Origin of the sequence: Pseudomonas frederiksbergensis, from assembly GCF_900105495.1 — a bacterium.
In the GTDB taxonomy this organism is placed as follows: Bacteria; Pseudomonadota; Gammaproteobacteria; order Pseudomonadales; family Pseudomonadaceae; genus Aquipseudomonas; species Aquipseudomonas frederiksbergensis.
Map to the genome: position 1 here is coordinate 2,794,554 of NZ_FNTF01000002.1, position 19,073 is coordinate 2,813,626.

The 19,073-nt window shown below is 60.1% G+C and carries 21 protein-coding genes; all 21 read left to right on the forward strand.

The annotated features are described in order from the left end of the window. Nucleotide 1: 1 nt before the first annotated feature. The 21 genes from fliH (at nucleotide 2) to BLW70_RS13185 (ending at nucleotide 19,066) form a co-directional block, all read left to right on the forward strand. Nucleotides 2-802 carry a flagellar assembly protein FliH gene (gene fliH / locus BLW70_RS13085; protein WP_074874547.1) on the forward strand — a complete coding sequence of 267 codons (801 nt, stop codon included), beginning with the start codon at nucleotides 2-4 and terminating at the stop codon, nucleotides 800-802. Continuing rightward, entirely contained in the window at nucleotides 792-2,150 is a 1,359-nt protein-coding gene (gene fliI, locus BLW70_RS13090) for a flagellar protein export ATPase FliI (protein ID WP_074874549.1), read from the forward strand. Before fliH ends, fliI begins: the two co-directional genes overlap by 11 nt. Nucleotides 2,151-2,156: 6 nt before the next feature. Next, complete coding sequence (gene fliJ / locus BLW70_RS13095; RefSeq protein ID WP_074874551.1) at nucleotides 2,157-2,606, forward strand: flagellar export protein FliJ; 450 nt, start codon at nucleotides 2,157-2,159, stop codon at nucleotides 2,604-2,606. 193 nt (nucleotides 2,607-2,799) lie between these two features. Further along, nucleotides 2,800-3,099, forward strand: coding sequence for an STAS domain-containing protein (locus BLW70_RS13100; protein ID WP_074874554.1), 300 nt, complete (start codon nucleotides 2,800-2,802; stop codon nucleotides 3,097-3,099). A gap of 5 nt (nucleotides 3,100-3,104) precedes the next feature. Then, complete coding sequence (locus BLW70_RS13105; protein ID WP_074874556.1) at nucleotides 3,105-4,811, forward strand: ATP-binding SpoIIE family protein phosphatase; 1,707 nt, start codon at nucleotides 3,105-3,107, stop codon at nucleotides 4,809-4,811. A 30-nt stretch (nucleotides 4,812-4,841) separates the two neighbouring features. After that, nucleotides 4,842-5,210, forward strand: coding sequence for an Hpt domain-containing protein (locus BLW70_RS13110; RefSeq protein WP_074874558.1), 369 nt, complete (start codon nucleotides 4,842-4,844; stop codon nucleotides 5,208-5,210). A gap of 83 nt (nucleotides 5,211-5,293) precedes the next feature. Next, nucleotides 5,294-6,646 carry a flagellar hook-length control protein FliK gene (locus tag BLW70_RS13115; RefSeq protein WP_074874560.1) on the forward strand — a complete coding sequence of 451 codons (1,353 nt, stop codon included), beginning with the start codon at nucleotides 5,294-5,296 and terminating at the stop codon, nucleotides 6,644-6,646. A gap of 228 nt (nucleotides 6,647-6,874) precedes the next feature. Next, nucleotides 6,875-7,375, forward strand: a complete 501-nt coding sequence (gene fliL, locus BLW70_RS13120) for a flagellar basal body-associated protein FliL (RefSeq protein ID WP_074874562.1) — start codon at nucleotides 6,875-6,877, stop codon at nucleotides 7,373-7,375. A gap of 9 nt (nucleotides 7,376-7,384) precedes the next feature. Next, a complete protein-coding gene (gene fliM, locus BLW70_RS13125) occupies nucleotides 7,385-8,353 on the forward strand; it encodes a flagellar motor switch protein FliM (protein ID WP_008151077.1) in 969 nt (322 codons plus the stop codon). Nucleotides 8,354-8,425: 72 nt separating this feature from the next. Further along, entirely contained in the window at nucleotides 8,426-8,884 is a 459-nt protein-coding gene (gene fliN, locus BLW70_RS13130; RefSeq protein ID WP_074880538.1) for a flagellar motor switch protein FliN, read from the forward strand. Then, a complete protein-coding gene (gene fliO, locus BLW70_RS13135; RefSeq protein ID WP_074874564.1) occupies nucleotides 8,885-9,343 on the forward strand; it encodes a flagellar biosynthetic protein FliO in 459 nt (152 codons plus the stop codon). It begins immediately after the preceding gene. Further along, complete coding sequence (gene fliP / locus BLW70_RS13140; RefSeq protein ID WP_074874566.1) at nucleotides 9,343-10,101, forward strand: flagellar type III secretion system pore protein FliP; 759 nt, start codon at nucleotides 9,343-9,345, stop codon at nucleotides 10,099-10,101. Before fliO ends, fliP begins: the two co-directional genes overlap by 1 nt. After that, nucleotides 10,098-10,367, forward strand: a complete 270-nt coding sequence (gene fliQ, locus BLW70_RS13145; RefSeq protein ID WP_007948918.1) for a flagellar biosynthesis protein FliQ — start codon at nucleotides 10,098-10,100, stop codon at nucleotides 10,365-10,367. The genes fliP and fliQ overlap by 4 nt, the downstream gene beginning before the upstream one ends. A 3-nt stretch (nucleotides 10,368-10,370) precedes the next feature. Next, nucleotides 10,371-11,153, forward strand: coding sequence for a flagellar biosynthetic protein FliR (gene fliR, locus BLW70_RS13150; RefSeq protein WP_074874568.1), 783 nt, complete (start codon nucleotides 10,371-10,373; stop codon nucleotides 11,151-11,153). Nucleotides 11,154-11,156: 3 nt separating this feature from the next. Further along, nucleotides 11,157-12,296, forward strand: coding sequence for a flagellar biosynthesis protein FlhB (flhB, locus tag BLW70_RS13155; protein ID WP_074874570.1), 1,140 nt, complete (start codon nucleotides 11,157-11,159; stop codon nucleotides 12,294-12,296). Between the two features lie 268 nt (nucleotides 12,297-12,564). Further along, on the forward strand, nucleotides 12,565-14,694 hold the full coding sequence (flhA, locus tag BLW70_RS13160; RefSeq protein ID WP_074874572.1) for a flagellar biosynthesis protein FlhA: 2,130 nt from the start codon (nucleotides 12,565-12,567) through the stop codon (nucleotides 14,692-14,694). Nucleotides 14,695-14,705: 11 nt separating this feature from the next. Then, on the forward strand, nucleotides 14,706-16,034 hold the full coding sequence (flhF, locus tag BLW70_RS13165; protein WP_074874574.1) for a flagellar biosynthesis GTPase FlhF: 1,329 nt from the start codon (nucleotides 14,706-14,708) through the stop codon (nucleotides 16,032-16,034). A gap of 114 nt (nucleotides 16,035-16,148) precedes the next feature. After that, a complete protein-coding gene (fleN, locus tag BLW70_RS13170; protein ID WP_008001746.1) occupies nucleotides 16,149-16,979 on the forward strand; it encodes a flagellar synthesis regulator FleN in 831 nt (276 codons plus the stop codon). Further along, the gene (gene fliA, locus BLW70_RS13175) at nucleotides 16,976-17,716 is read left to right on the forward strand and encodes an RNA polymerase sigma factor FliA (RefSeq protein ID WP_074874576.1); all 741 of its coding nucleotides are present in this window, start codon (nucleotides 16,976-16,978) and stop codon (nucleotides 17,714-17,716) included. Before fleN ends, fliA begins: the two co-directional genes overlap by 4 nt. A gap of 167 nt (nucleotides 17,717-17,883) precedes the next feature. Continuing rightward, entirely contained in the window at nucleotides 17,884-18,255 is a 372-nt protein-coding gene (locus tag BLW70_RS13180) for a chemotaxis response regulator CheY (protein WP_008072643.1), read from the forward strand. Nucleotides 18,256-18,277: 22 nt separating this feature from the next. Continuing rightward, a complete protein-coding gene (locus BLW70_RS13185; RefSeq protein ID WP_074874578.1) occupies nucleotides 18,278-19,066 on the forward strand; it encodes a protein phosphatase CheZ in 789 nt (262 codons plus the stop codon). Nucleotides 19,067-19,073 lie beyond the last annotated feature (7 nt).

Genomic DNA, 19,073 nt, shown 5'->3' on the forward strand with positions numbered 1-19,073 from the left:
TATGTCGTCCAAACATGATGAGTCCAACACCGACCTGATCCGCGGCAAGGACGTCGGTGGTTTCGACGTCTGGTCGCTGCCCAGCTTCGACCCGTTCGTGCCGGAACCCGAGCCGGAACCTGAGCCCGAACCGCCGGAAATGGAAGAAGTGCCGCTGGAGGAAGTCCAGCCACTGACCCTCGAAGAGCTCGAAAGCATTCGCCAGGAGGCCTACAACGAAGGCTTCGCCACGGGCGAAAAAGAAGGTTTTCACAGCACCACGCTCAAGGTCCGCCAGGAAGCCGAGGTGGCCCTGGCCGCCAAGATTGCCGCTCTGGAGCAACTGATGGGGCATTTGTTCGAGCCTATCGCCGAGCAGGACACCCAGATCGAAAAGTCCCTGGTCGATCTGGTGCAGCACATCACCAAACAGGTGATTCAGCGTGAACTGGCCATCGACTCAACGCAGATCGAACACGTCATGCGCGAGGCCCTCAAGCTCTTGCCGCTGGGCGTGGGCAATGTGCGGCTGTACATCAATCCGCAAGATTTCGAACAGGTCAAAGCCCTGCGCGAACGCCATGAAGAAACCTGGCGCATCGTCGAGGACGAGGCATTGTTGCCCGGTGGTTGCCGGGTCGAGACTGAACACAGTCGCATCGATGCCACGGTCGAAACCCGCGTTGCGCGGGTCATGGACAAGCTCTTCGATCAGTTGCACGAACAGGCCTTGCACCCGGCCGAGCCGGATCTGAGCCTGGAACTGCCGATCAGCGACAAGCCAGCGGTCGAACCTGAACCGGACGCTCCCGATGCGCCTTGATCGCACCAGCTTCGCCAAGCGCCTCGGCAGCTACGCCGAGGCCACGGAGCTTGCAGGCGCGCCGATCCTGGAAGGCCGCTTGCTGCGCATGGTCGGCCTGACCCTCGAAGCCGAGGGCTTGCGCGCCGCCATGGGCAGCCGCTGCATGGTCATCAACGACGACAGTTATCACCCGGTGCAGGTCGAAGCCGAAGTCATGGGCTTTTCCGGCAGCAAGGTGTTTTTGATGCCGGTCGGCAGCGTTGCCGGCATCGCTCCCGGTGCCCGTGTGGTTCCTCTGGCCGATACCGGCCGTCTGCCAATGGGCATGAGCATGCTCGGGCGGGTGCTCGATGGCGCCGGTCGCGCGCTGGACGGCAAGGGCGGGATGAAGGCCGAAGACTGGGTGCCGATGGACGGCCCGACCATCAACCCGCTCAAGCGCGAACCGATCAGCGAGCCGCTGGACGTGGGCATTCGCAGCATCAACGGTTTGTTGACGGTCGGTCGCGGTCAGCGTCTTGGCCTGTTTGCCGGTACTGGCGTGGGCAAGAGTGTCCTGCTGGGGATGATGACCCGTTTCACCGAGGCCGACATCATCGTCGTCGGGCTGATTGGTGAGCGGGGTCGTGAAGTCAAGGAATTCATCGAGCACATCCTCGGTGAAGAAGGCCTCAAGCGTTCGGTCGTGGTGGCCTCCCCGGCGGACGATGCGCCGCTGATGCGCCTGCGCGCTGCGATGTACTGCACGCGAATCGCCGAGTATTTCCGTGACAAGGGCAAGAACGTCCTGTTGCTGATGGACTCGCTGACCCGTTTCGCCCAGGCCCAGCGAGAAATCGCCCTGGCCATTGGCGAGCCGCCAGCGACCAAGGGCTATCCGCCATCGGTGTTCGCCAAACTGCCGAAACTGGTGGAGCGGGCCGGTAACGCGGAGAAGGGCGGCGGTTCAATCACCGCGTTCTACACCGTACTGTCCGAAGGCGATGACCAGCAGGACCCGATTGCCGATGCCGCACGAGGCGTGCTCGACGGGCACATCGTGCTGTCCCGGCGCCTGGCCGAGGAAGGCCATTACCCGGCCATCGATATCGAAGCGTCGATCAGCCGGGTCATGCCGTCTGTGGTTACGCCCGAACACATGATGCGCGCCCAGTATTTCAAGCAGCTGTGGTCGCGTTATCAGCAGAGTCGAGACCTGATCAGCGTCGGCGCCTACGTCGCGGGTGGCGATCGGGAAACCGACCTGGCGATCTCGCTGCAACCGCAGTTGGTGAAATACCTGCGCCAGGGCCTGAACGACAGCATCAGCCTGGGCGAAAGCGAAGCCTATCTGGGCACGATTTTCGCTCCCGCGGCCGGCGGCTAACCGGTCATGGCCCAGAGCCGAGCCTCGCGCCTGGCCCCCGTGGTCGAAATGGCCGAAAAGGCCGAGAAAACCGCGGTCCTGCGTCTGGGGCACTTTCAGGGGCAGGTCCGTCTGGCCGAAAGCAAGCTCGCCGACCTCGAAGCCTTTCGTCTCGATTACCAGGAGCAGTGGATCGTGCGCGGCAGCAGTGGCGTGTCGGGCCAATGGTTGCTGGGTTATCAAGGCTTCCTGGCGCAACTGGGGACCGCCATCGACCAGCAGCGGCAAAGCCTGGTATGGCATCAAAACAACCTGAACAAGGCACGGGAATCCTGGCAGCAGGCGTTTGCCCGGGTCGAAGGCTTGCGCAAACTGGTGTTGCGCTACCTGGATGAGGCACGGCGGCTGGAAGACCGGCGTGAGCAAAAGCTGCTGGATGAGCTGTCCCAGCGGTTGCCGCGTCAGGATCCGTATTGAATCAGCTGGACCGCGTCATCGTTCTTCGCGGGCAAACCTCGCTCCTGCGGGTTTTGCAGCGTGAACAACACCGATCCTGCGCTCGCCCGCGAAGACGTCCTCCAGGATTGCGCCACTTACCAGCCTTGCCCCCATCCCTGCCAAGTGCTAAACCTTGTACACGTACGTTCACCAATGACAAGGAAGCCGTTAAATGTCAGTCGTTACAGAAGTCTCAAAAGATGGGCAAAAGCTGACGATATCGGTCAAGGGACGATTCGATTTCGCCAAGCATCAGGAATTTCGTGAGTCCTATGAGGACAAGAAACTCTCCGCAGTTGTCGTCGACTTGAAAGAAGCGACCTACCTCGACAGTTCGGCGCTGGGCATGTTGCTCTTGCTGCGTGATCACGCTGGTGGCGACAATTCCGATATTCGCGTCGTTAACAGTAGTACCGATGTGAAGAAGATCCTCGCCATCTCCAACTTCGACAAACTGTTCGACATCAGTTGAACGGCATGCAGTCGCCGTTCGAACCGCTGACGATCCTGATCGCCGAAGACAGCGCGGCCGATCGCATGCTGCTGTCGACCATCGTTCGTCGCCAGGGGCATGAGGTGCTGACGGCCGCCAACGGTGCCGAAGCCGTTGAAGCGTTTCGCCAGCAACGACCGCAACTGGTGCTCATGGACGCGATGATGCCGGTGATGGACGGTTTTGAGGCGGCCCGGCAGATCAAGGAGTTGGCCGGGGAAACCCTGGTGCCAATCATCTTCCTCACCTCGCTGACCGAAAGCGAAGCGCTGGCCCGCTGTCTGGAGGCCGGGGGTGACGACTTTCTGGCAAAGCCCTACAACCAGGTGATCCTCGGCGCCAAGATCAAGGCGATGGACCGCTTGCGACGATTGCAGGCCACGGTGTTGCAACAGCGTGACCAGATCGCCAGGCACCACGAGTACCTGCTCAACGAACAGCGCGTGGCCAAGGCCGTGTTCGACAAGGTGGCTCACTCCGGCTGCTTGAGTGCGCCGAATATTCGCTACCTGCAATCGCCTTATGCGTTGTTCAACGGCGATCTGCTGCTGGCCGCGTTCACCCCGGCCGGCGACATGCACGTGCTGCTCGGCGATTTTACCGGTCACGGTTTGCCGGCCGCAGTCGGTGCCATGCCCTTGGCTGAAGTTTTCTATGGCATGACCGCCAAGGGTTACGGCCTGTCCGAAACCCTGCGCGAGATGAATGCCAAGCTCAAGCGCATCCTGCCGGTGGACATGTTCTGTTGTGCAACGATGCTGTGCCTGAGTTTTCAGCGCCGCTCGGTGGAGGTCTGGAACGGCGGAATGCCGGACGGTTACCTGCACAGCATCGCCAGCGGCGAGCGAACGCCGCTGGCGGCTCGGCATTTGCCGCTCGGCGTGTTGAGCCCGCATTCCTTCGATGACCGCACCGAGGTGTTTCCGATGGCGGTCGGGGATCGGGTCTTCCTGTTGTCCGACGGAGTGATCGATACCTGCGATGCCAACGAACAGCTGTTTGGAGTGGAGCGGTTGCAGCAGGTGTTTGCGGCCAATCGTCAGCCTGATGAACTGTTCGAAGAGATCGAGCAGGCGTTGCGGGACTTTCGCGGCGAGGCCCGTGATGACGTGAGCATGGTCGAGGTCAGTCTGCTGGAGGCGGCACAACTGAGCCCGCCGGCGCTGGTGTATTCCGACAGTGGTCAGTCCTGCCCGCTGGACTGGTCAGTGAGTTTCGAATTTCGCGCCGCCACGCTCAAACGCTTCAATCCGCTGCCGTTTCTTCTGCAATTGCTGCTCGAGGTCCACGGTCTGCGGGCTCAGAGCGGGGCGCTCTACAGTGTTTTGGCCGAACTGTATTCCAATGCCCTGGAGCATGGGGTGCTGGGGCTGGATTCAAGTCTCAAGCGCGATGCCTCGGGTTTCACCCGCTATTATCAACAACGCAATACACGCCTGGACGCGTTGCAGGACGGCTATGTGCGGGTGCATTTGCAGGTAACACCCAAGGGCGAGGGCGGGTGTCTGATTGTTCGGATTGAAGACAGTGGCAAGGGTTTCGATGTCGCACGAGTAATGGAACGCCCCGTCGACGGTGTCCGTCTGTCGGGACGTGGCGTCAGTCTTATCCGTCAACTGGGCCACAACGCGAGTTGGTCCGATGATGGCCGAAGTGCCCGCGTGGAGTTTTTCTGGGAGGCTCTGGCATAATCCACGCATTCTTGATCAAGGAGTGAGCAAGTGGCTGACACACATCTGGACCGCGACATACTGAACGCGCTGCAAGAGGTGATGGAGGATGAGTATCCGATGTTGCTGGATACCTTTCTCGCCGACTCCGAAGAGCGTTTACGCATCTTGCGCAAGGCTGAAGATGCCGCGCAACTCATGAATGCCGCCCACAGCTTCAAGGGCAGCAGCAGCAACATGGGCGCCATTCACCTGGCTGAGTTGTGCCATGAGCTGGAGCAGCGCGCCAAGCAAAAAAGCCTCGCCGGCATTGAAAAGCTGGTAGACGAAATTGATGACGAATTTGCGTTTGTCCGGCCGCTCTATGAAGCAGAGCGTCAGCGCTCGATCTCTGGCAATGAGACCGTTCGGCGCTTTTAGCGCCAGTCACTCAAACCTGGCGCGACCTTTGCAATAATCTCCGTCAACTGTACCTACGATCCCAGTGCAGCGGAGACCGTTCCATGCCCGTTACCCCCAATATGCTCCTTCAGGCCGCCGCGCAGGCCAAGACTCAAGCCGCCTCCGCCAAAACACCGGCGCTGGCCGCTGAGCCTGGGGACAAGGCATCCAGCTTCGCTCAGGTCTACGCCAATCAAGCCCGGAACAAACCCTCTGCGGTGGGTGATGGATCGGCCAGGCCGATACACGATAAAGCGCCGGACAGCCCCGATAAAAAAGACGTCAGCAACGACAAGTCTGCCGCTCCGGAACCGGCGGTTGCCGATAGCGGCAAATCCTTGCCCGCCGATAAACCGGCGCAGGCTGACGACGAGGCCGCCAGCGATGAAGGAGCGGAGGCTGTGCAAACGCCGGTCGCTGATGCCGCGCCTGTTGACCCGACGCTGGATCCTGCGTTAATGCAGGCAGTACAGCCCGCGGCGCCAATGCCGCTACCGGCCGCTCCGCCCGTTGTGGTCACCCCACCACCGCAGGTCGAGGTGGCTGTGACGGCGGCAACGACTCCGGTCGTTGCAAGCACTGACACCGATTTCGATCCCGAAGCCGATCCCCTTGACGCACTGCCCGCCGTGCGCATGGCCATGGAGCAGGGCGGCCATATTTCGGCGGCGAGTCAGGCCCAGCCAACAGCGGCACCGACCTCGGCCCAGGCTCAGGCCGACGGCGAGTCGACCTCGGCGCAGAACTTCGCCGCCGGCATGGCGAGCATGCTCGATGTGCAAGCCGACAAGGACAGCACCGGCCAGGACGGCGACAAGGCCTTCAGTGGTCTTATCGATGACGGTCTCAAGGATCTGAAATCCGCCAGTAGCGATACCCGGGTCGACGATTTCGCCAACCGTCTGGCGGCACTGACCCAGGCGGCCACGCCGAAAACCGCCAACGCATTGCCGGTGAACCAGCCGATCGCCATGCATCAGAGCGGCTGGACCGAAGAAGTCGTGAACCGGGTCATGTACCTGTCCAGTGCCAATCTCAAGGCCGCCGACATTCAGTTGCAACCGGCGGAGCTGGGGCGGCTGGACATTCGGGTGAACATGGTTCCGGATCAGCAGACTCAAGTGACATTCATGAGTGCCCATCCAAGCGTCCGTGAAGCGCTGGACGGGCAGATGCATCGCTTGCGTGACATGTTTGCGCAACAGGGCATGGGCCAGGTCGACGTCAATGTGTCCGACCAGTCCCGCGGGTCGCAGCAAGGCCAGGATCAGGCTCAACAGAGTCAGGGTGGGCGCACCAGTGCCAGTGGCGGTCGCCTTGATTCGATGGATGGCGAGCTCACCCCAACCATTGCCGAAGTGGCGCCTGCGGCTACCAGCGTCATCGGCTCTAGCGCCGTCGACTACTACGCCTGATCAAATCAGGCATCAAACCCTGTGGGAGCGAGCCTGCTCGCGATGAGGCGATAACATTCAACATCTCGTTGACTGTTACATCGCCATCGCGAGCAGGCTCGCTCCCACAGTGGTTTGTGGTGTGCTTCAGATTGCCGTCACCCATCTCCCTACAGACGCTTCTGGCATAACACTTGCTCTTGCCTTGCCGTGCGACTGTGAAAACCCGAATAGTGACGGATTATTGGCATGGCGAAGAGCGAAGCAGCAGTAAAAGACCCCGCAACCAAAGGCAAACTCAAGCTGATCATTGTGATCGTGGTGGCCCTGCTGCTGGCGATCGGTTTGTCCGTGGGAGCAACCTGGTTCTTCATGCACAGCGCCCAGAGCAAACCTGCCGACGCGGCTGAAACCGCCCCGGTCGGCAAGCAGCCAGCGATTTTCGAGCCCATGGCTCCGGCCTTCGTGGCCAACTACAACCAGAACGGTCGTCAGCGCTACATGCAGGTGAGCATCACCATGCAGGGTCGCAATCAGGCCGATCTGGACGCGCTCAAAGTCCACATGCCCGTCATCCGCAATAACCTGGTCATGCTGTTCTCGGGACAGGATTTCGCCACGCTGGCATCGCCGGTCGGCCAGGAAATGTTGCGTCAGAAAGCCACGGCCAGCGTCCAGGAAGTGGCGCAGAAAGAACTCGGCAAAGTGGTCATCGAACAGTTGCTTTTCACTAATTTCGTACTGCAGTAGGAACACGACATGGCCGTGCAGGACCTGCTGTCCCAGGATGAGATCGATGCGCTGTTGCATGGCGTCGACGATGGTCTGGTACAGACCGATACCGCTGCTGAACCCGGCAGCGTCAAAAGCTACGACCTGACCAGTCAGGATCGCATCGTCCGTGGGCGCATGCCGACCCTGGAAATGATCAACGAACGTTTCGCCCGTTACACCCGCATCAGCATGTTCAACATGCTGCGCCGCTCGGCGGACGTTGCCGTCGGTGGCGTGCAGGTGATGAAGTTCGGCGAATACGTGCACTCGCTGTACGTGCCGACCAGCCTCAACCTGGTCAAGATCAAACCGTTGCGCGGCACTGCGTTGTTCATCCTCGACGCCAAACTGGTGTTCAAACTGGTGGACAACTTCTTCGGCGGCGACGGCCGACACGCGAAGATCGAAGGGCGTGAATTCACCCCCACCGAATTGCGTGTAGTGCGCATGGTGCTGGAACAGGCCTTCGTCGATTTGAAAGAAGCCTGGCAGGCGATCATGGAAGTGAACTTCGAGTACATCAACTCGGAAGTGAACCCGGCCATGGCCAACATCGTCGGCCCGAGCGAAGCGATTGTGGTGTCGACGTTCCACATCGAACTCGATGGCGGTGGCGGCGACCTGCACGTGACCATGCCCTACTCGATGATCGAACCCGTGCGCGAAATGCTCGACGCCGGCTTCCAGTCGGACCTCGACGATCAGGACGAACGCTGGGTCAACGCCTTGCGTCAGGACGTGCTGGACGTTGACGTACCGATCGGTGCCACGGTTGCCCGTCGCCAGTTGCGCCTGCGGGACATTCTGCACATGCAGCCGGGCGACATTATCCCGGTCGAGATGCCGGACGAGATGATCATGCGCGCCAACGGCGTGCCTGCGTTCAAGGTCAAGATGGGGTCGCACAAAGGCAACCTCGCGTTGCAAGTGATCGAGCCGATCGAGCGCCGCTGACCGGCGCTCCCAACCCCCTGTGCTTTTAACTGACGGCTCCTGATTGAAGGGATGCCCGCCGAGGACAAATTGATGGCTAACGATATAAACACCCAGGACGACCAGGCGCTGGCTGATGAATGGGCTGCGGCCCTGGAAGAAACCGGCGACGCCGGGCAGGACGACATCGACGCCTTGCTGGCCGCCGACGCCGCCAGTTCGCCGTCCAACCGTCTGCCGATGGAAGAGTTCGGCAGCGTGCCGAAAAACCACGAACCGGTTACCCTCGACGGTCCGAACCTGGACGTGATTCTCGATATCCCGGTGTCGATTTCCATGGAAGTCGGCAGCACCGATATCAACATCCGCAACCTGCTGCAACTCAACCAGGGGTCGGTGATCGAGCTCGATCGCCTGGCCGGTGAGCCGCTGGACGTGCTGGTCAACGGCACGCTCATCGCCCACGGCGAAGTAGTGGTGGTCAACGAGAAGTTCGGCATCCGCCTGACCGACGTGATCAGCCCAAGCGAACGCATCAAGAAGTTGCGCTGAGTGAAAAAGGTTCTGGGGGGGTTGCCAGGGTTGGCGCTGGCCTTGCCGTTCAGCGTTATGGCTGCCGAGCCGGTGGCGACGGCTGCCAGCGCCGCCGCACCGGCGGTCAGCAGCGGTGTGGCCGGGCAATTGACGCAGTTGGTGTTCGGTTTGCTGCTGGTGCTGGGGTTGATCTTCTTCCTCGCCTGGTTGCTGCGCCGGGTCCAGCAGGCCGGGCCGGCCGGCAAAGGGCAGGTGATCGAGCTGATCGGTTCCCGCGCACTCGGCCCGCGTGACCGTCTGATGCTGGTGCAGGTCGGCAACGAGCAGATTCTGCTTGGCTTGAGCCCCGGCACCATCACCGCGCTGCACGTGCTCAAGGAGCCGGTGCAAGTGCCCGGCATTACTGAGAAAGCGACCCCCGAGTTTGCCCAGCGCCTGATGGAGCTGATGGGCAAGGATCATAAGGATAAGAAGTAATGGGTGCGCTACGCATCATCTTGACGCTGGCGCTGATGCTGGCCGCGCCACTGGCGTTCGCCGCCGATCCGTTGTCGATCCCGGCGATTACCCTGGGTACCAATGCCGAGGGTGCTCAGGAGTATTCGGTCAGCCTGCAAATCCTGCTGATCATGACCGCGCTGAGTTTTATCCCGGCATTCGTCATGCTGATGACCAGTTTCACCCGGATCATCATCGTCTTCTCGATCCTGCGTCAGGCCCTGGGCCTGCAACAGACGCCGTCGAACCAGATCCTCACGGGCATGGCGCTGTTCCTGACCCTGTTCATCATGGCGCCGGTATTCGACCGGGTTAATCAGGATGCCTTGCAGCCGTATCTGGCGGAGAAACTCACCGCTCAAGACGCCGTGGCCAAGGCGCAGGTGCCGATCAAGGACTTCATGCTCGCCCAGACTCGCAGCAGCGATCTGGAGTTGTTCATGCGCTTGTCCAAACGCACTGATATCGCGTCGCCGGATCAGGCGCCGCTGACGATTCTGGTTCCGGCGTTTGTCACGTCCGAACTGAAAACCGCGTTCCAGATCGGTTTCATGATCTTCATTCCGTTCCTGATCATCGACCTGGTCGTGGCCAGTGTGCTGATGGCCATGGGTATGATGATGCTCTCGCCGCTGATCATTTCCCTGCCATTCAAGATCATGCTGTTCGTGCTGGTGGATGGCTGGGCATTGATCATCGGCACCCTGGCGAGCAGCTTCGGCGGTGTATCGCCATGACGCCAGAAGTTGCGGTAGACATCTTCCGGGAAGCGCTGTGGCTGACCACCATGATGGTTGCCGTGCTGGTGATTCCGAGTTTGCTTGTGGGCCTGTTGGTGGCGATGTTCCAGGCCGCGACCCAGATCAACGAACAGACCCTGAGCTTCCTGCCGCGTCTGCTGGTGATGCTGGTGACGTTGATCGTCGCCGGTCCGTGGCTGGTGCAGACCTTCATGGAATACATCCTGCAGTTGTACGGCAGTATTCCTCAGGTCATCGGTTAAACCATGTCGCTGCTCCAGCTGACCGATACCCAGATCAGTACCTGGGTGGCGACGTTCATGCTGCCGCTGTTTCGTATCGGCGCCTTGCTGATGGTCATGCCGGTTTTCGGCACGACCCTGGTGCCTACGCGAGTGCGCCTATATTTCGCCTTGGCGATTACATTGGTGATCGCTCCCGGCCTGCCGCCGATGCCGCCGGTCAATGCGCTGGACTTGAGCGGTTTGCTGCTGATTGCCGAGCAGATCCTCGTCGGTGCCGTGCTGGGATTCTCCTTGCAACTGTTCTTCCAGGCCTTTGTGGTCGCCGGGCAGATCGTCTCCATTCAGATGGGTATGGGTTTCGCTTCGATGGTCGATCCCACCAACGGTGTCTCGGTGGCGGTGATCGGGCAGTTCTTCACCATGCTGGTGACGCTGTTGTTCCTGTCCATGAACGGCCACCTGGTGGTGTTCGAAGTCCTTACCGAAAGCTTTACTACGTTGCCGGTCGGTAGCGGGTTGATGGTCAATCATTTCTGGGAACTGGCCGGCAAGCTCGGCTGGGTCCTCGGTGCTGCGCTGTTGCTGGTGTTGCCGGCAATCACCGCGTTGCTGGTGGTCAACATCGCCTTTGGCGTGATGACCCGGGCTGCGCCGCAGTTGAACATCTTTTCTATCGGCTTCCCGCTGACACTGGTGCTCGGGCTGTTCATCGTCTGGGTCGGGCTGGCGGACATTATCAATCAGTATCAACCGCTGGCCTCCGAGGCCTTGCAGTTGTTACGCGAACTGGCACGGGCGCGCTGAGTCATGGCTGAGAGCGAAAGCGGTCAGGACAAAACAGAAGACCCCACCGAGAAACGCAAGAAGGATTCTCGCGAGAAGGGCGAGATCGCGCGTTCCAAGGAACTAAATACCTTGGCCGTCATGCTTGCCGGCGCCGGTGGATTGCTGATTTTTGGCGGAGCCCTGGCCCAGGATCTGATGGAGCTGATGCGTATGAATTTCTCGCTCTCGCGGGAGGTGATTCTGGATCAGCGTTCCATGGGCACTTACCTGCTGCATTCGGGGCAGATTGCCCTCTTCGCGATTCAGCCGGTAATGATTACCTTGCTGCTGGCGGCGTTGATCGGGCCGATTTCTCTCGGCGGCTGGCTGTTCGCAGCGGGTTCCATGGCGCCCAAGTTCAGCCGTATGAACCCCGGCGCGGGCCTGAAACGGATGTTCTCGACCAAAGCGTTGGTGGAGTTGCTCAAGGCGCTGGCCAAGTTTTTCATCGTGTTGTTCGTGGCATTGGCCGTGTTGTCCTCGGACATCGACGATTTGCTGCGCATCGCTCATGAGCCACTGGACATGGCGATCATCCATAGCCTGCAATTGGTGGGTTGGAGCACGTTGTGGATGGCCTGCGGGCTGATCATCATCGCCGCAGTGGACGTGCCGGTGCAGCTTTGGGAAAGCCACAAGAAACTGCTGATGACCAAGCAGGAAGTACGTGACGAGCATAAGGATCAGGAAGGGAAGCCAGAAGTTAAACAGCGCATTCGCCAGTTGCAGCGCGAAATGTCCCAGCGCCGGATGATGGCGGCGATCCCCGATGCCGATGTGGTCATCACCAACCCGACCCACTACGCCGTAGCGCTCAAGTACGACCCGGACAAGGGTGGGGCGCCGATGCTGATTGCCAAGGGCAGCGACTTCCTGGCTTTGAAAATCCGTGAAATCGCGGTGGCCAACGAAGTGCTGCTGCTTGAGTCGCCGGCACTGGCGCGTTCGATCTACCACTCCACCGAGCTTGATCAGGAAATCCCTGGCGGGCTCTACCTTGCTGTCGCCCAGGTGCTCGCTTACGTCTACCAGATCCGCCAGCACCGTGCCGGCAAGGGTAAGCGCCCGGATCCGCTAAAGGGCGACCTGCCGATTCCGCCCGACCTGCGGCGCGACACCTGAGAGAGGCGCGTGTAGCAGCTGTCGAGCCTGCGAGGCTGCGTTCGGCTGCGCAGCAGCCGTGAAACTCTGGCGAGGACTTCGTCCTCGGACGCAGCCTCGCAGGCTCGACAGCTGCTACAGGCGTTGAGCGGCCGGACCAGGCACTGCAAATTCCTTGATAAACCCCTCTATTTCCCGCCTCTGCAAAAGTTGGAAGGCTTCTTGCAGTAGCCGCTCTGCGCCCACTTCAGGCGTCAAAAAGTTTGCTTTAAAGGAACGGGGAAAACCGGTGGATCGCTCTCAGTTATTCAACACTGCACGCACAAACGTTGCCGACCTGAGTCGAGGCAATCTGGGTGTGCCGTTGTTGCTGCTGGTCATGCTGGCGATGATGATGTTGCCGGTGCCGCCGTTCCTGCTGGACGTGTTCTTCACGTTCAACATCGCGTTGTCGATTGTCGTGTTGCTGGTCTGTGTTTACGCGTTGCGGCCGCTGGATTTCGCGGTGTTCCCGACCATCCTGCTGGTGGCGACCCTGTTGCGACTGGCGCTCAACGTGGCCTCCACGCGGGTGGTGATGCTCCACGGTCAGGACGGCCATGCCGCCGCCGGTAAGGTGATCCAGGCCTTCGGCGAGGTGGTGATCGGCGGTAACTACGTGGTCGGTATCGTCGTCTTCGCGATTTTGATGATCATCAACTTCGTCGTGGTGACCAAGGGTGCCGGACGGATTTCCGAGGTGAGCGCGCGTTTCACCCTCGATGCGATGCCTGGTAAACAAATGGCGATCGACGCCGACTTGAACGCCGGTCTGATCGACCAGAACCAGGCCAAGCTGCGCCGGATGGAAGTGGCCCAGGAAGCCGAGTTCTACGGTTCCATGGACGGTGCCAGCAAATTCGTTCGCGGTGACGCCATTGCCGGCCTGCTGATTCTGTTCATCAACCTGATCGGCGGCATGGCGGTCGGTATCTTCCAGCACGGCATGACCTTCGGCGATGCCGGTCGGGTGTACGCCTTGTTGACCATCGGTGACGGTTTGGTGGCGCAATTGCCATCACTGCTTTTATCGACAGCTGCGGCAATCATGGTGACCCGTGCTTCCGGCTCGGAAGACATGGGCAAGCAGATCAATCGCCAGATGTTCGCCTCGCCCAAAGCGTTGGCGGTGGCGGCGGGTTTGATGGCGGTGATGGGCCTCGTGCCGGGCATGCCGCACTTTTCCTTTCTCAGCATGGCAGCCCTGGCGGCGGGCGGCGCGTACCTGTTCTGGAAGAAGCAGAACGTGGTCAAGGTACAGGCCCTGCAAGAGGTCAAGCGTCAGCAGGAATTGCTGCCATCGCCGGCTCGCGCTCAGGAAACCAAGGAGCTTGGCTGGGATGACGTCACGCCGATCGACATGATCGGCCTGGAAGTCGGCTACCGACTGATTCCCTTGGTGGACCGTAATCAGGGTGGTCAATTGCTGGCGCGAATCAAGGGCGTGCGCAAGAAGCTGTCCCAGGATCTGGGCTTCCTGATGCCGACCGTGCATATCCGTGACAACCTCGACCTGGCGCCAAGTGCCTACCGCCTGACCCTGATGGGGGTGATCCTGGCCGAAGCGGAGATTTACCCGGATCGCGAGTTGGCGATCAACCCGGGCCAGGTCTACGGCACGCTCAACGGCATTACCGCCAAAGATCCGGCTTTCGGCCTGGAGGCGGTCTGGATCGAAATCAGCCAGCGTGCCCAGGCCCAATCCCTCGGTTACACCGTGGTCGATGCCAGTACGGTAGTGGCAACCCACTTGAACCAGATTCTCTACAAGCATTCGAGTGAGTTGATCGGTCACGAAGAAGTGCAGCAACTCATGCAATTGCTGGCCAAAAGCTCGCCAAAACTGGCTGAAGAACTGGTGCCGGGCGTGGTGTCGCTGTCGCAGCTGCTCAAAGTATTGCAGGCGTTGCTGGCCGAACAGGTGCCAGTTCGCGATATCCGCAGCATTGCCGAGGCCATCGCCAACAACGCCAGCAAGAGTCAAGATACTGCCGCGCTGGTGGCCGCGGTGCGCGTCGGCGTATCCCGTGCAATCGTCCAAAGCATTGTAGGCACTGACTCCGAGCTGCCAGTGATCACCCTGGAGCCAAGGTTGGAACAAATATTGCTCAATAGTCTTCAGAAGGCAGGACAAGGCTCGGAAGAGGGTGTTCTGCTGGAGCCAAGCATGGCTGAGAAACTGCAACGTTCGTTGATCGACGCGGCGCAGCGTCAGGAAATGCAAGGTCAACCGGTGATTCTGCTGGTCGCCGGTCCGGTTCGCGCGATGCTGTCGCGATTCGGCCGATTGGCAGTCCCGGGTTTGCATGTGTTGGCTTACCAGGAAATACCTGACAACAAGCAAGTGACCATCGTTGCGACAGTAGGGCCCAACGGCTGAGGTAGTGGTTTATGCAAGTTAAGCGTTTTTTCGCCGCCGATATGCGTCAGGCCATGAAACTGGTTCGTGATGAGCTGGGCGCTGATGCCGCCATCATTGGCAACCGCCGGATCGCCGGTGGTGTCGAGCTGACGGCTGCCCTGGATTACAAGTTGTCGGCGCTGGCCCCGCGCGTTCCGAACATGGAACTCGAAGACGAGCTGCGCAAGACCCAGTCGCGGATCGTCACCGCCCAGGCCGAACTGAGCCTGCGCAGCGATGGCGAGAGCGACAAGTCCACCAATCGCCAATTGTTCGCCGGCCTGCCACTGACCGCCGCCGAGCCGCTGATCGAACCGACGTACACCGAACCCCATCGTCCTGCACCGGTTGCGGCACCAGCCTCTGGTGGCGTTGACCCACGGGCGTTCGACTCGATGCGTTTCGAGCTCAACAGCCTGCGCGAACTGATGGAAGTGCAACTCGGCTCCCTGGCCTGGAATCAGCTGCAAGGCAGCCGTCCGGCCCAGGCCAATCTTTGGCGTCGCCTGCAACGCATCGGCCTGTCCGGCCCGTTGTCGCGCGATTTGCTGGCGCTGATTACCGATATTGAAGAACCTCGTCAGGCCTGGCGCATGTTGCTGGCACACCTGGCGCGGATGATCGCCACACCGGAAGTCGAGCCTCTGGAGGAGGGCGGCGTGATTGCCATGGTCGGTCCTGCCGGCATGGGCAAGACCACTACCCTGGCCAAGCTCGCGGCCCGTTACGTGCTCAAGTACGGCGCGCAGAATATCGCGCTGGTCAGCATGGACAGTTTCCGTATTGGTGCTCAGGAACAACTCAAGACGTTGGGCCGGATCCTCAATGTGTCGGTGACTCACGTCGATCCGGGGCAGTCACTGGTACAGGCGCTGGAGCCCTTGCTGCGCAAACGCGTGGTGCTGATCGATACCGCGGGCCTTCAGGCCAGCGATCCGGCACTGCGCATGCAGCTCGAAAGCCTGGCCGGTCGTGGCATCAAATCGAAAAATTATCTGGTTTTGGCAACCACCAGCCAAAAACAGGTTCTAACGGCCGCTTATCACAGTTACAAGCGTTGTGGGCTCGCTGGCTGCATCCTGACTAAACTGGATGAAACGGCAAGTCTGGGCGAGGTGTTGAGCCTGGCCATCAGTCATGAATTGCCGGTGGCCTACCTGACCGATGGCCCGCGGATCCCGGATGATTTGCATCTGCCGCGTCGTCATCAGTTGGTCAGTCGCGCCGTAAGCGTGCAAATGCAAGAAGAACCCAGCGAAGAAGCCATGGCTGACATGTTCGCTGATATTTACCACAGCCCGACCAAGCAGGTGGGCTGAGGTACTAATGACAGTTTTTGTACCTACATCGATGGCCTGCCATGCATTGTTCAGTTAATGAACGCGCAGCCAGTAATGTGGCCTCCGTCTAAGTAAGACAAGGTAAAGAAATTCATGGGCAGCATGCATCCCGTACAGGTGATCGCGGTGACCGGCGGCAAAGGTGGCGTCGGGAAGACTAACGTGTCAGTGAACTTGTCCCTGGCTCTAGCTGAGCTCGGTCGGCGCGTCATGCTGTTGGACGCCGATCTGGGGCTGGCGAACGTCGACGTCCTGCTGGGGCTGACACCCAAACGTACGTTGGCCGACGTGATCGAAGGCCGCTGCGAGCTGCGCGACGTACTGTTGCAGGGCCCTGGCGGCATCCGCATCGTTCCGGCCGCGTCCGGCACACAGAGCATGGTTCATTTGAGCCCGGCCCAGCACGCCGGCCTGATCCAGGCGTTCAGCGATATCGGCGACAACCTCGACGTGCTGGTGATCGACACCGCGGCGGGCATCGGTGACTCGGTCGTCAGTTTCGTCCGCGCAGCGCAAGAAGTCTTGCTGGTGGTCTGCGACGAACCGACCTCGATTACCGATGCTTACGCACTGATCAAACTGCTGAACCGCGATTACGGCATGAACCGCTTCCGCGTCCTGGCCAACATGGCCCAGAGCCCGCAGGAAGGGCGCAACCTGTTCGCCAAGTTGACCAAGGTCACGGATCGCTTCCTTGACGTCGCCTTACAATACGTCGGCGCGGTGCCTTACGACGAAAGTGTGCGCAAGGCTGTGCAGAAGCAGCGCGCCGTCTACGAAGCCTTCCCGCGGTCCAAGTGCTCACTGGCGTTCAAGGCCATTGCCCAGAAGGTCGATACCTGGCCGCTGCCTGCCAACCCGCGTGGGCACCTGGAGTTTTTCGTCGAGCGCCTCGTGCAACAGACCGCAGGACCTGTGCTATGACAGCCGGTGGCTACAACCTTTACAAGAAGTCGGCACGTGACGCGCAGTACGAGCTGATCGAGCGTTACGCGCCACTGGTTAAACGCATTGCCTACCACTTGCTGGCGCGTCTGCCGGCCAGTGTCCAGGTCGAAGACCTGATCCAGGCCGGGATGATCGGCCTGCTTGAAGTGTCGACCAAATACGACGCCAGCAAAGGCGCGAGTTTCGAGACGTACGCGGGCATTCGAATCCGCGGCGCGATGCTCGACGAAGTACGCAAGGGGGACTGGGCGCCACGTTCGGTCCACCGCAATACCCGGATGGTCAGCGACGCCATTCGCTCGATTGAAGCTAAAACCGGCCGTGACGCTAAAGATCACGAAGTTGCGGCCGAACTCCAATTGAGTCTCGACGATTATTACGGGATTTTGAACGACACCCTGGGTAGCCGGTTATTCAGTTTCGACGATCTGTTGCAGGACGGCGAACACGAAGGGCTGCACGAGGATGGCGCGAGTGCACATCTGGAGCCGTCACGCGATCTGGAAGATGAACGCTTCCAGGCGGCGCTGGCGGACGCGATTGCCAATTTGCCGGAGCGTGAGCGACTGGTGTTGGCGCTGTACTACGACGAAGAGCTGAACCTCAAGGAAATCGGTGAGGTCCTGGGGGTCAGCGAATCGCGGGTCAGCCAGTTACATAGCCAGTGCGCGGCCCGTTTGCGGGGGCGTTTGGGGGAGTGGCGAGCGCGCTGAAGGCAGTGTGGGGGCACTGCGAACGCGGCTGGTGGGGTGTTGAACCTTGCCGGTCACGATCTGTTGTGCTCCAGACAGTCATCGAGTGCATTGCCGGATTGATTGAAATGGCGTGTCCAGGTGCTGGGCGCGTTTAAGACTGCTTGGAGGTCGAATTGGACAAGAACATGAAAATCCTCATCGTTGATGACTTCTCAACGATGCGGCGGATCATAAAAAACCTGTTGCGTGACCTTGGGTTCACCAACACGGTCGAGGCTGACGATGGCATCACTGCGATCCCGGTCCTCAACAGCGGCAGCATCGACTTTCTGGTAACGGACTGGAACATGCCTGGCATGACCGGCATCGATCTGCTGCGTCACGTACGCGCGGATGAAAAGCTCAAGCACCTGCCAGTGCTGATGGTCACCGCTGAAGCCAAGCGCGAGCAGATCATCGAAGCGGCCCAGGCCGGTGTTAACGGCTATGTGGTCAAACCCTTCACGGCCCAGGCGTTGAAAGACAAAATCGAAAAGATTTTCGAACGCATCGGTTGATCCACTTCGCCACGGGGGAGCTATGGAGCATAACGAGTCTTCACAGGGCGATTTCGAATCGACCCTGAAAAAACACGCGGTCGAACTGGTCGAAAGCCTTGAAAAAGGCAGGTTCGGCGACGCTGTGCAACTGATCCATGAGCTCAATCAGACCCGTGACCGTGGCCTGTATCAGGAAGTGGGCAAGCTCACTCGCGAGCTGCATAGTGCGATCGTCAATTTCCAGATTGACCCGAACATGCCGCAAGCCGAGGAGGTCTCGCAGATCACGGATGCCACCGAGCGCTTGGGTTATGTGGTCAAGCTGACCGAAGCCGCGGCCAACCGCACCATGGACCTGGTGGAAAACGCCACGCCGCTGGTCAACGGCCTGAGCAACGAAGCCCAGGCCTTGAGCACCGATTGGGGACGGTTCATGCGTCGCGAAGTCGGGGCTGAAGAGTTCCGCGAGCTGGCTCGGCGAGTCGACGGTTTCCTGACACGCAGCAGCGAAGACAATCGCGTTGTGTCGAGCAACCTCAACGACATTCTGCTCGCTCAGGATTACCAGGACCTCACCGGTCAGGTGATCAAGCGCGTGACCCAACTGGTCACCGAAGTTGAAAGCAACCTGCTCAAGCTCGTGCTTATGGCCAGTCAGGTGGACCGCTTTGCGGGCATCGAACATGACCGTGAAGCGATGCTGGCAGAAAAAGATCCGCAAAAACATCTCTCTCAGGGTGAAGGTCCGCAGATTCATGCCGATAAAAGAGAAGACGTTGTGTCCGGTCAGGACGATGTAGACGATTTGCTTTCCAGCCTTGGATTCTAGGAGCACC

Excerpts from the sequence above, each read along its gene's own strand:
- fliH (WP_074874547.1), top strand. The coding sequence starts at position 2 with ATGTCGTCCAAACATGATGAGTCCAACACCGACCTGATCCGCGGCAAG.
- fliI (WP_074874549.1), top strand. The coding sequence starts at position 792 with ATGCGCCTTGATCGCACCAGCTTCGCCAAGCGCCTCGGCAGCTACGCC.
- fliJ (WP_074874551.1), top strand. The coding sequence starts at position 2,157 with ATGGCCCAGAGCCGAGCCTCGCGCCTGGCCCCCGTGGTCGAAATGGCC.
- BLW70_RS13100 (WP_074874554.1), top strand. The coding sequence starts at position 2,800 with ATGTCAGTCGTTACAGAAGTCTCAAAAGATGGGCAAAAGCTGACGATA.
- BLW70_RS13105 (WP_074874556.1), top strand. The coding sequence starts at position 3,105 with ATGCAGTCGCCGTTCGAACCGCTGACGATCCTGATCGCCGAAGACAGC.
- BLW70_RS13115 (WP_074874560.1), top strand. The coding sequence starts at position 5,294 with ATGCCCGTTACCCCCAATATGCTCCTTCAGGCCGCCGCGCAGGCCAAG.
- fliL (WP_074874562.1), top strand. The coding sequence starts at position 6,875 with ATGGCGAAGAGCGAAGCAGCAGTAAAAGACCCCGCAACCAAAGGCAAA.
- fliM (WP_008151077.1), top strand. The coding sequence starts at position 7,385 with ATGGCCGTGCAGGACCTGCTGTCCCAGGATGAGATCGATGCGCTGTTG.
- fliN (WP_074880538.1), top strand. The coding sequence starts at position 8,426 with ATGGCTAACGATATAAACACCCAGGACGACCAGGCGCTGGCTGATGAA.
- fliP (WP_074874566.1), top strand. The coding sequence starts at position 9,343 with ATGGGTGCGCTACGCATCATCTTGACGCTGGCGCTGATGCTGGCCGCG.
- fliQ (WP_007948918.1), top strand. The coding sequence starts at position 10,098 with ATGACGCCAGAAGTTGCGGTAGACATCTTCCGGGAAGCGCTGTGGCTG.
- fliR (WP_074874568.1), top strand. The coding sequence starts at position 10,371 with ATGTCGCTGCTCCAGCTGACCGATACCCAGATCAGTACCTGGGTGGCG.
- flhB (WP_074874570.1), top strand. The coding sequence starts at position 11,157 with ATGGCTGAGAGCGAAAGCGGTCAGGACAAAACAGAAGACCCCACCGAG.
- flhF (WP_074874574.1), top strand. The coding sequence starts at position 14,706 with ATGCAAGTTAAGCGTTTTTTCGCCGCCGATATGCGTCAGGCCATGAAA.
- fleN (WP_008001746.1), top strand. The coding sequence starts at position 16,149 with ATGGGCAGCATGCATCCCGTACAGGTGATCGCGGTGACCGGCGGCAAA.
- fliA (WP_074874576.1), top strand. The coding sequence starts at position 16,976 with ATGACAGCCGGTGGCTACAACCTTTACAAGAAGTCGGCACGTGACGCG.
- BLW70_RS13180 (WP_008072643.1), top strand. The coding sequence starts at position 17,884 with ATGAAAATCCTCATCGTTGATGACTTCTCAACGATGCGGCGGATCATA.
- BLW70_RS13185 (WP_074874578.1), top strand. The coding sequence starts at position 18,278 with ATGGAGCATAACGAGTCTTCACAGGGCGATTTCGAATCGACCCTGAAA.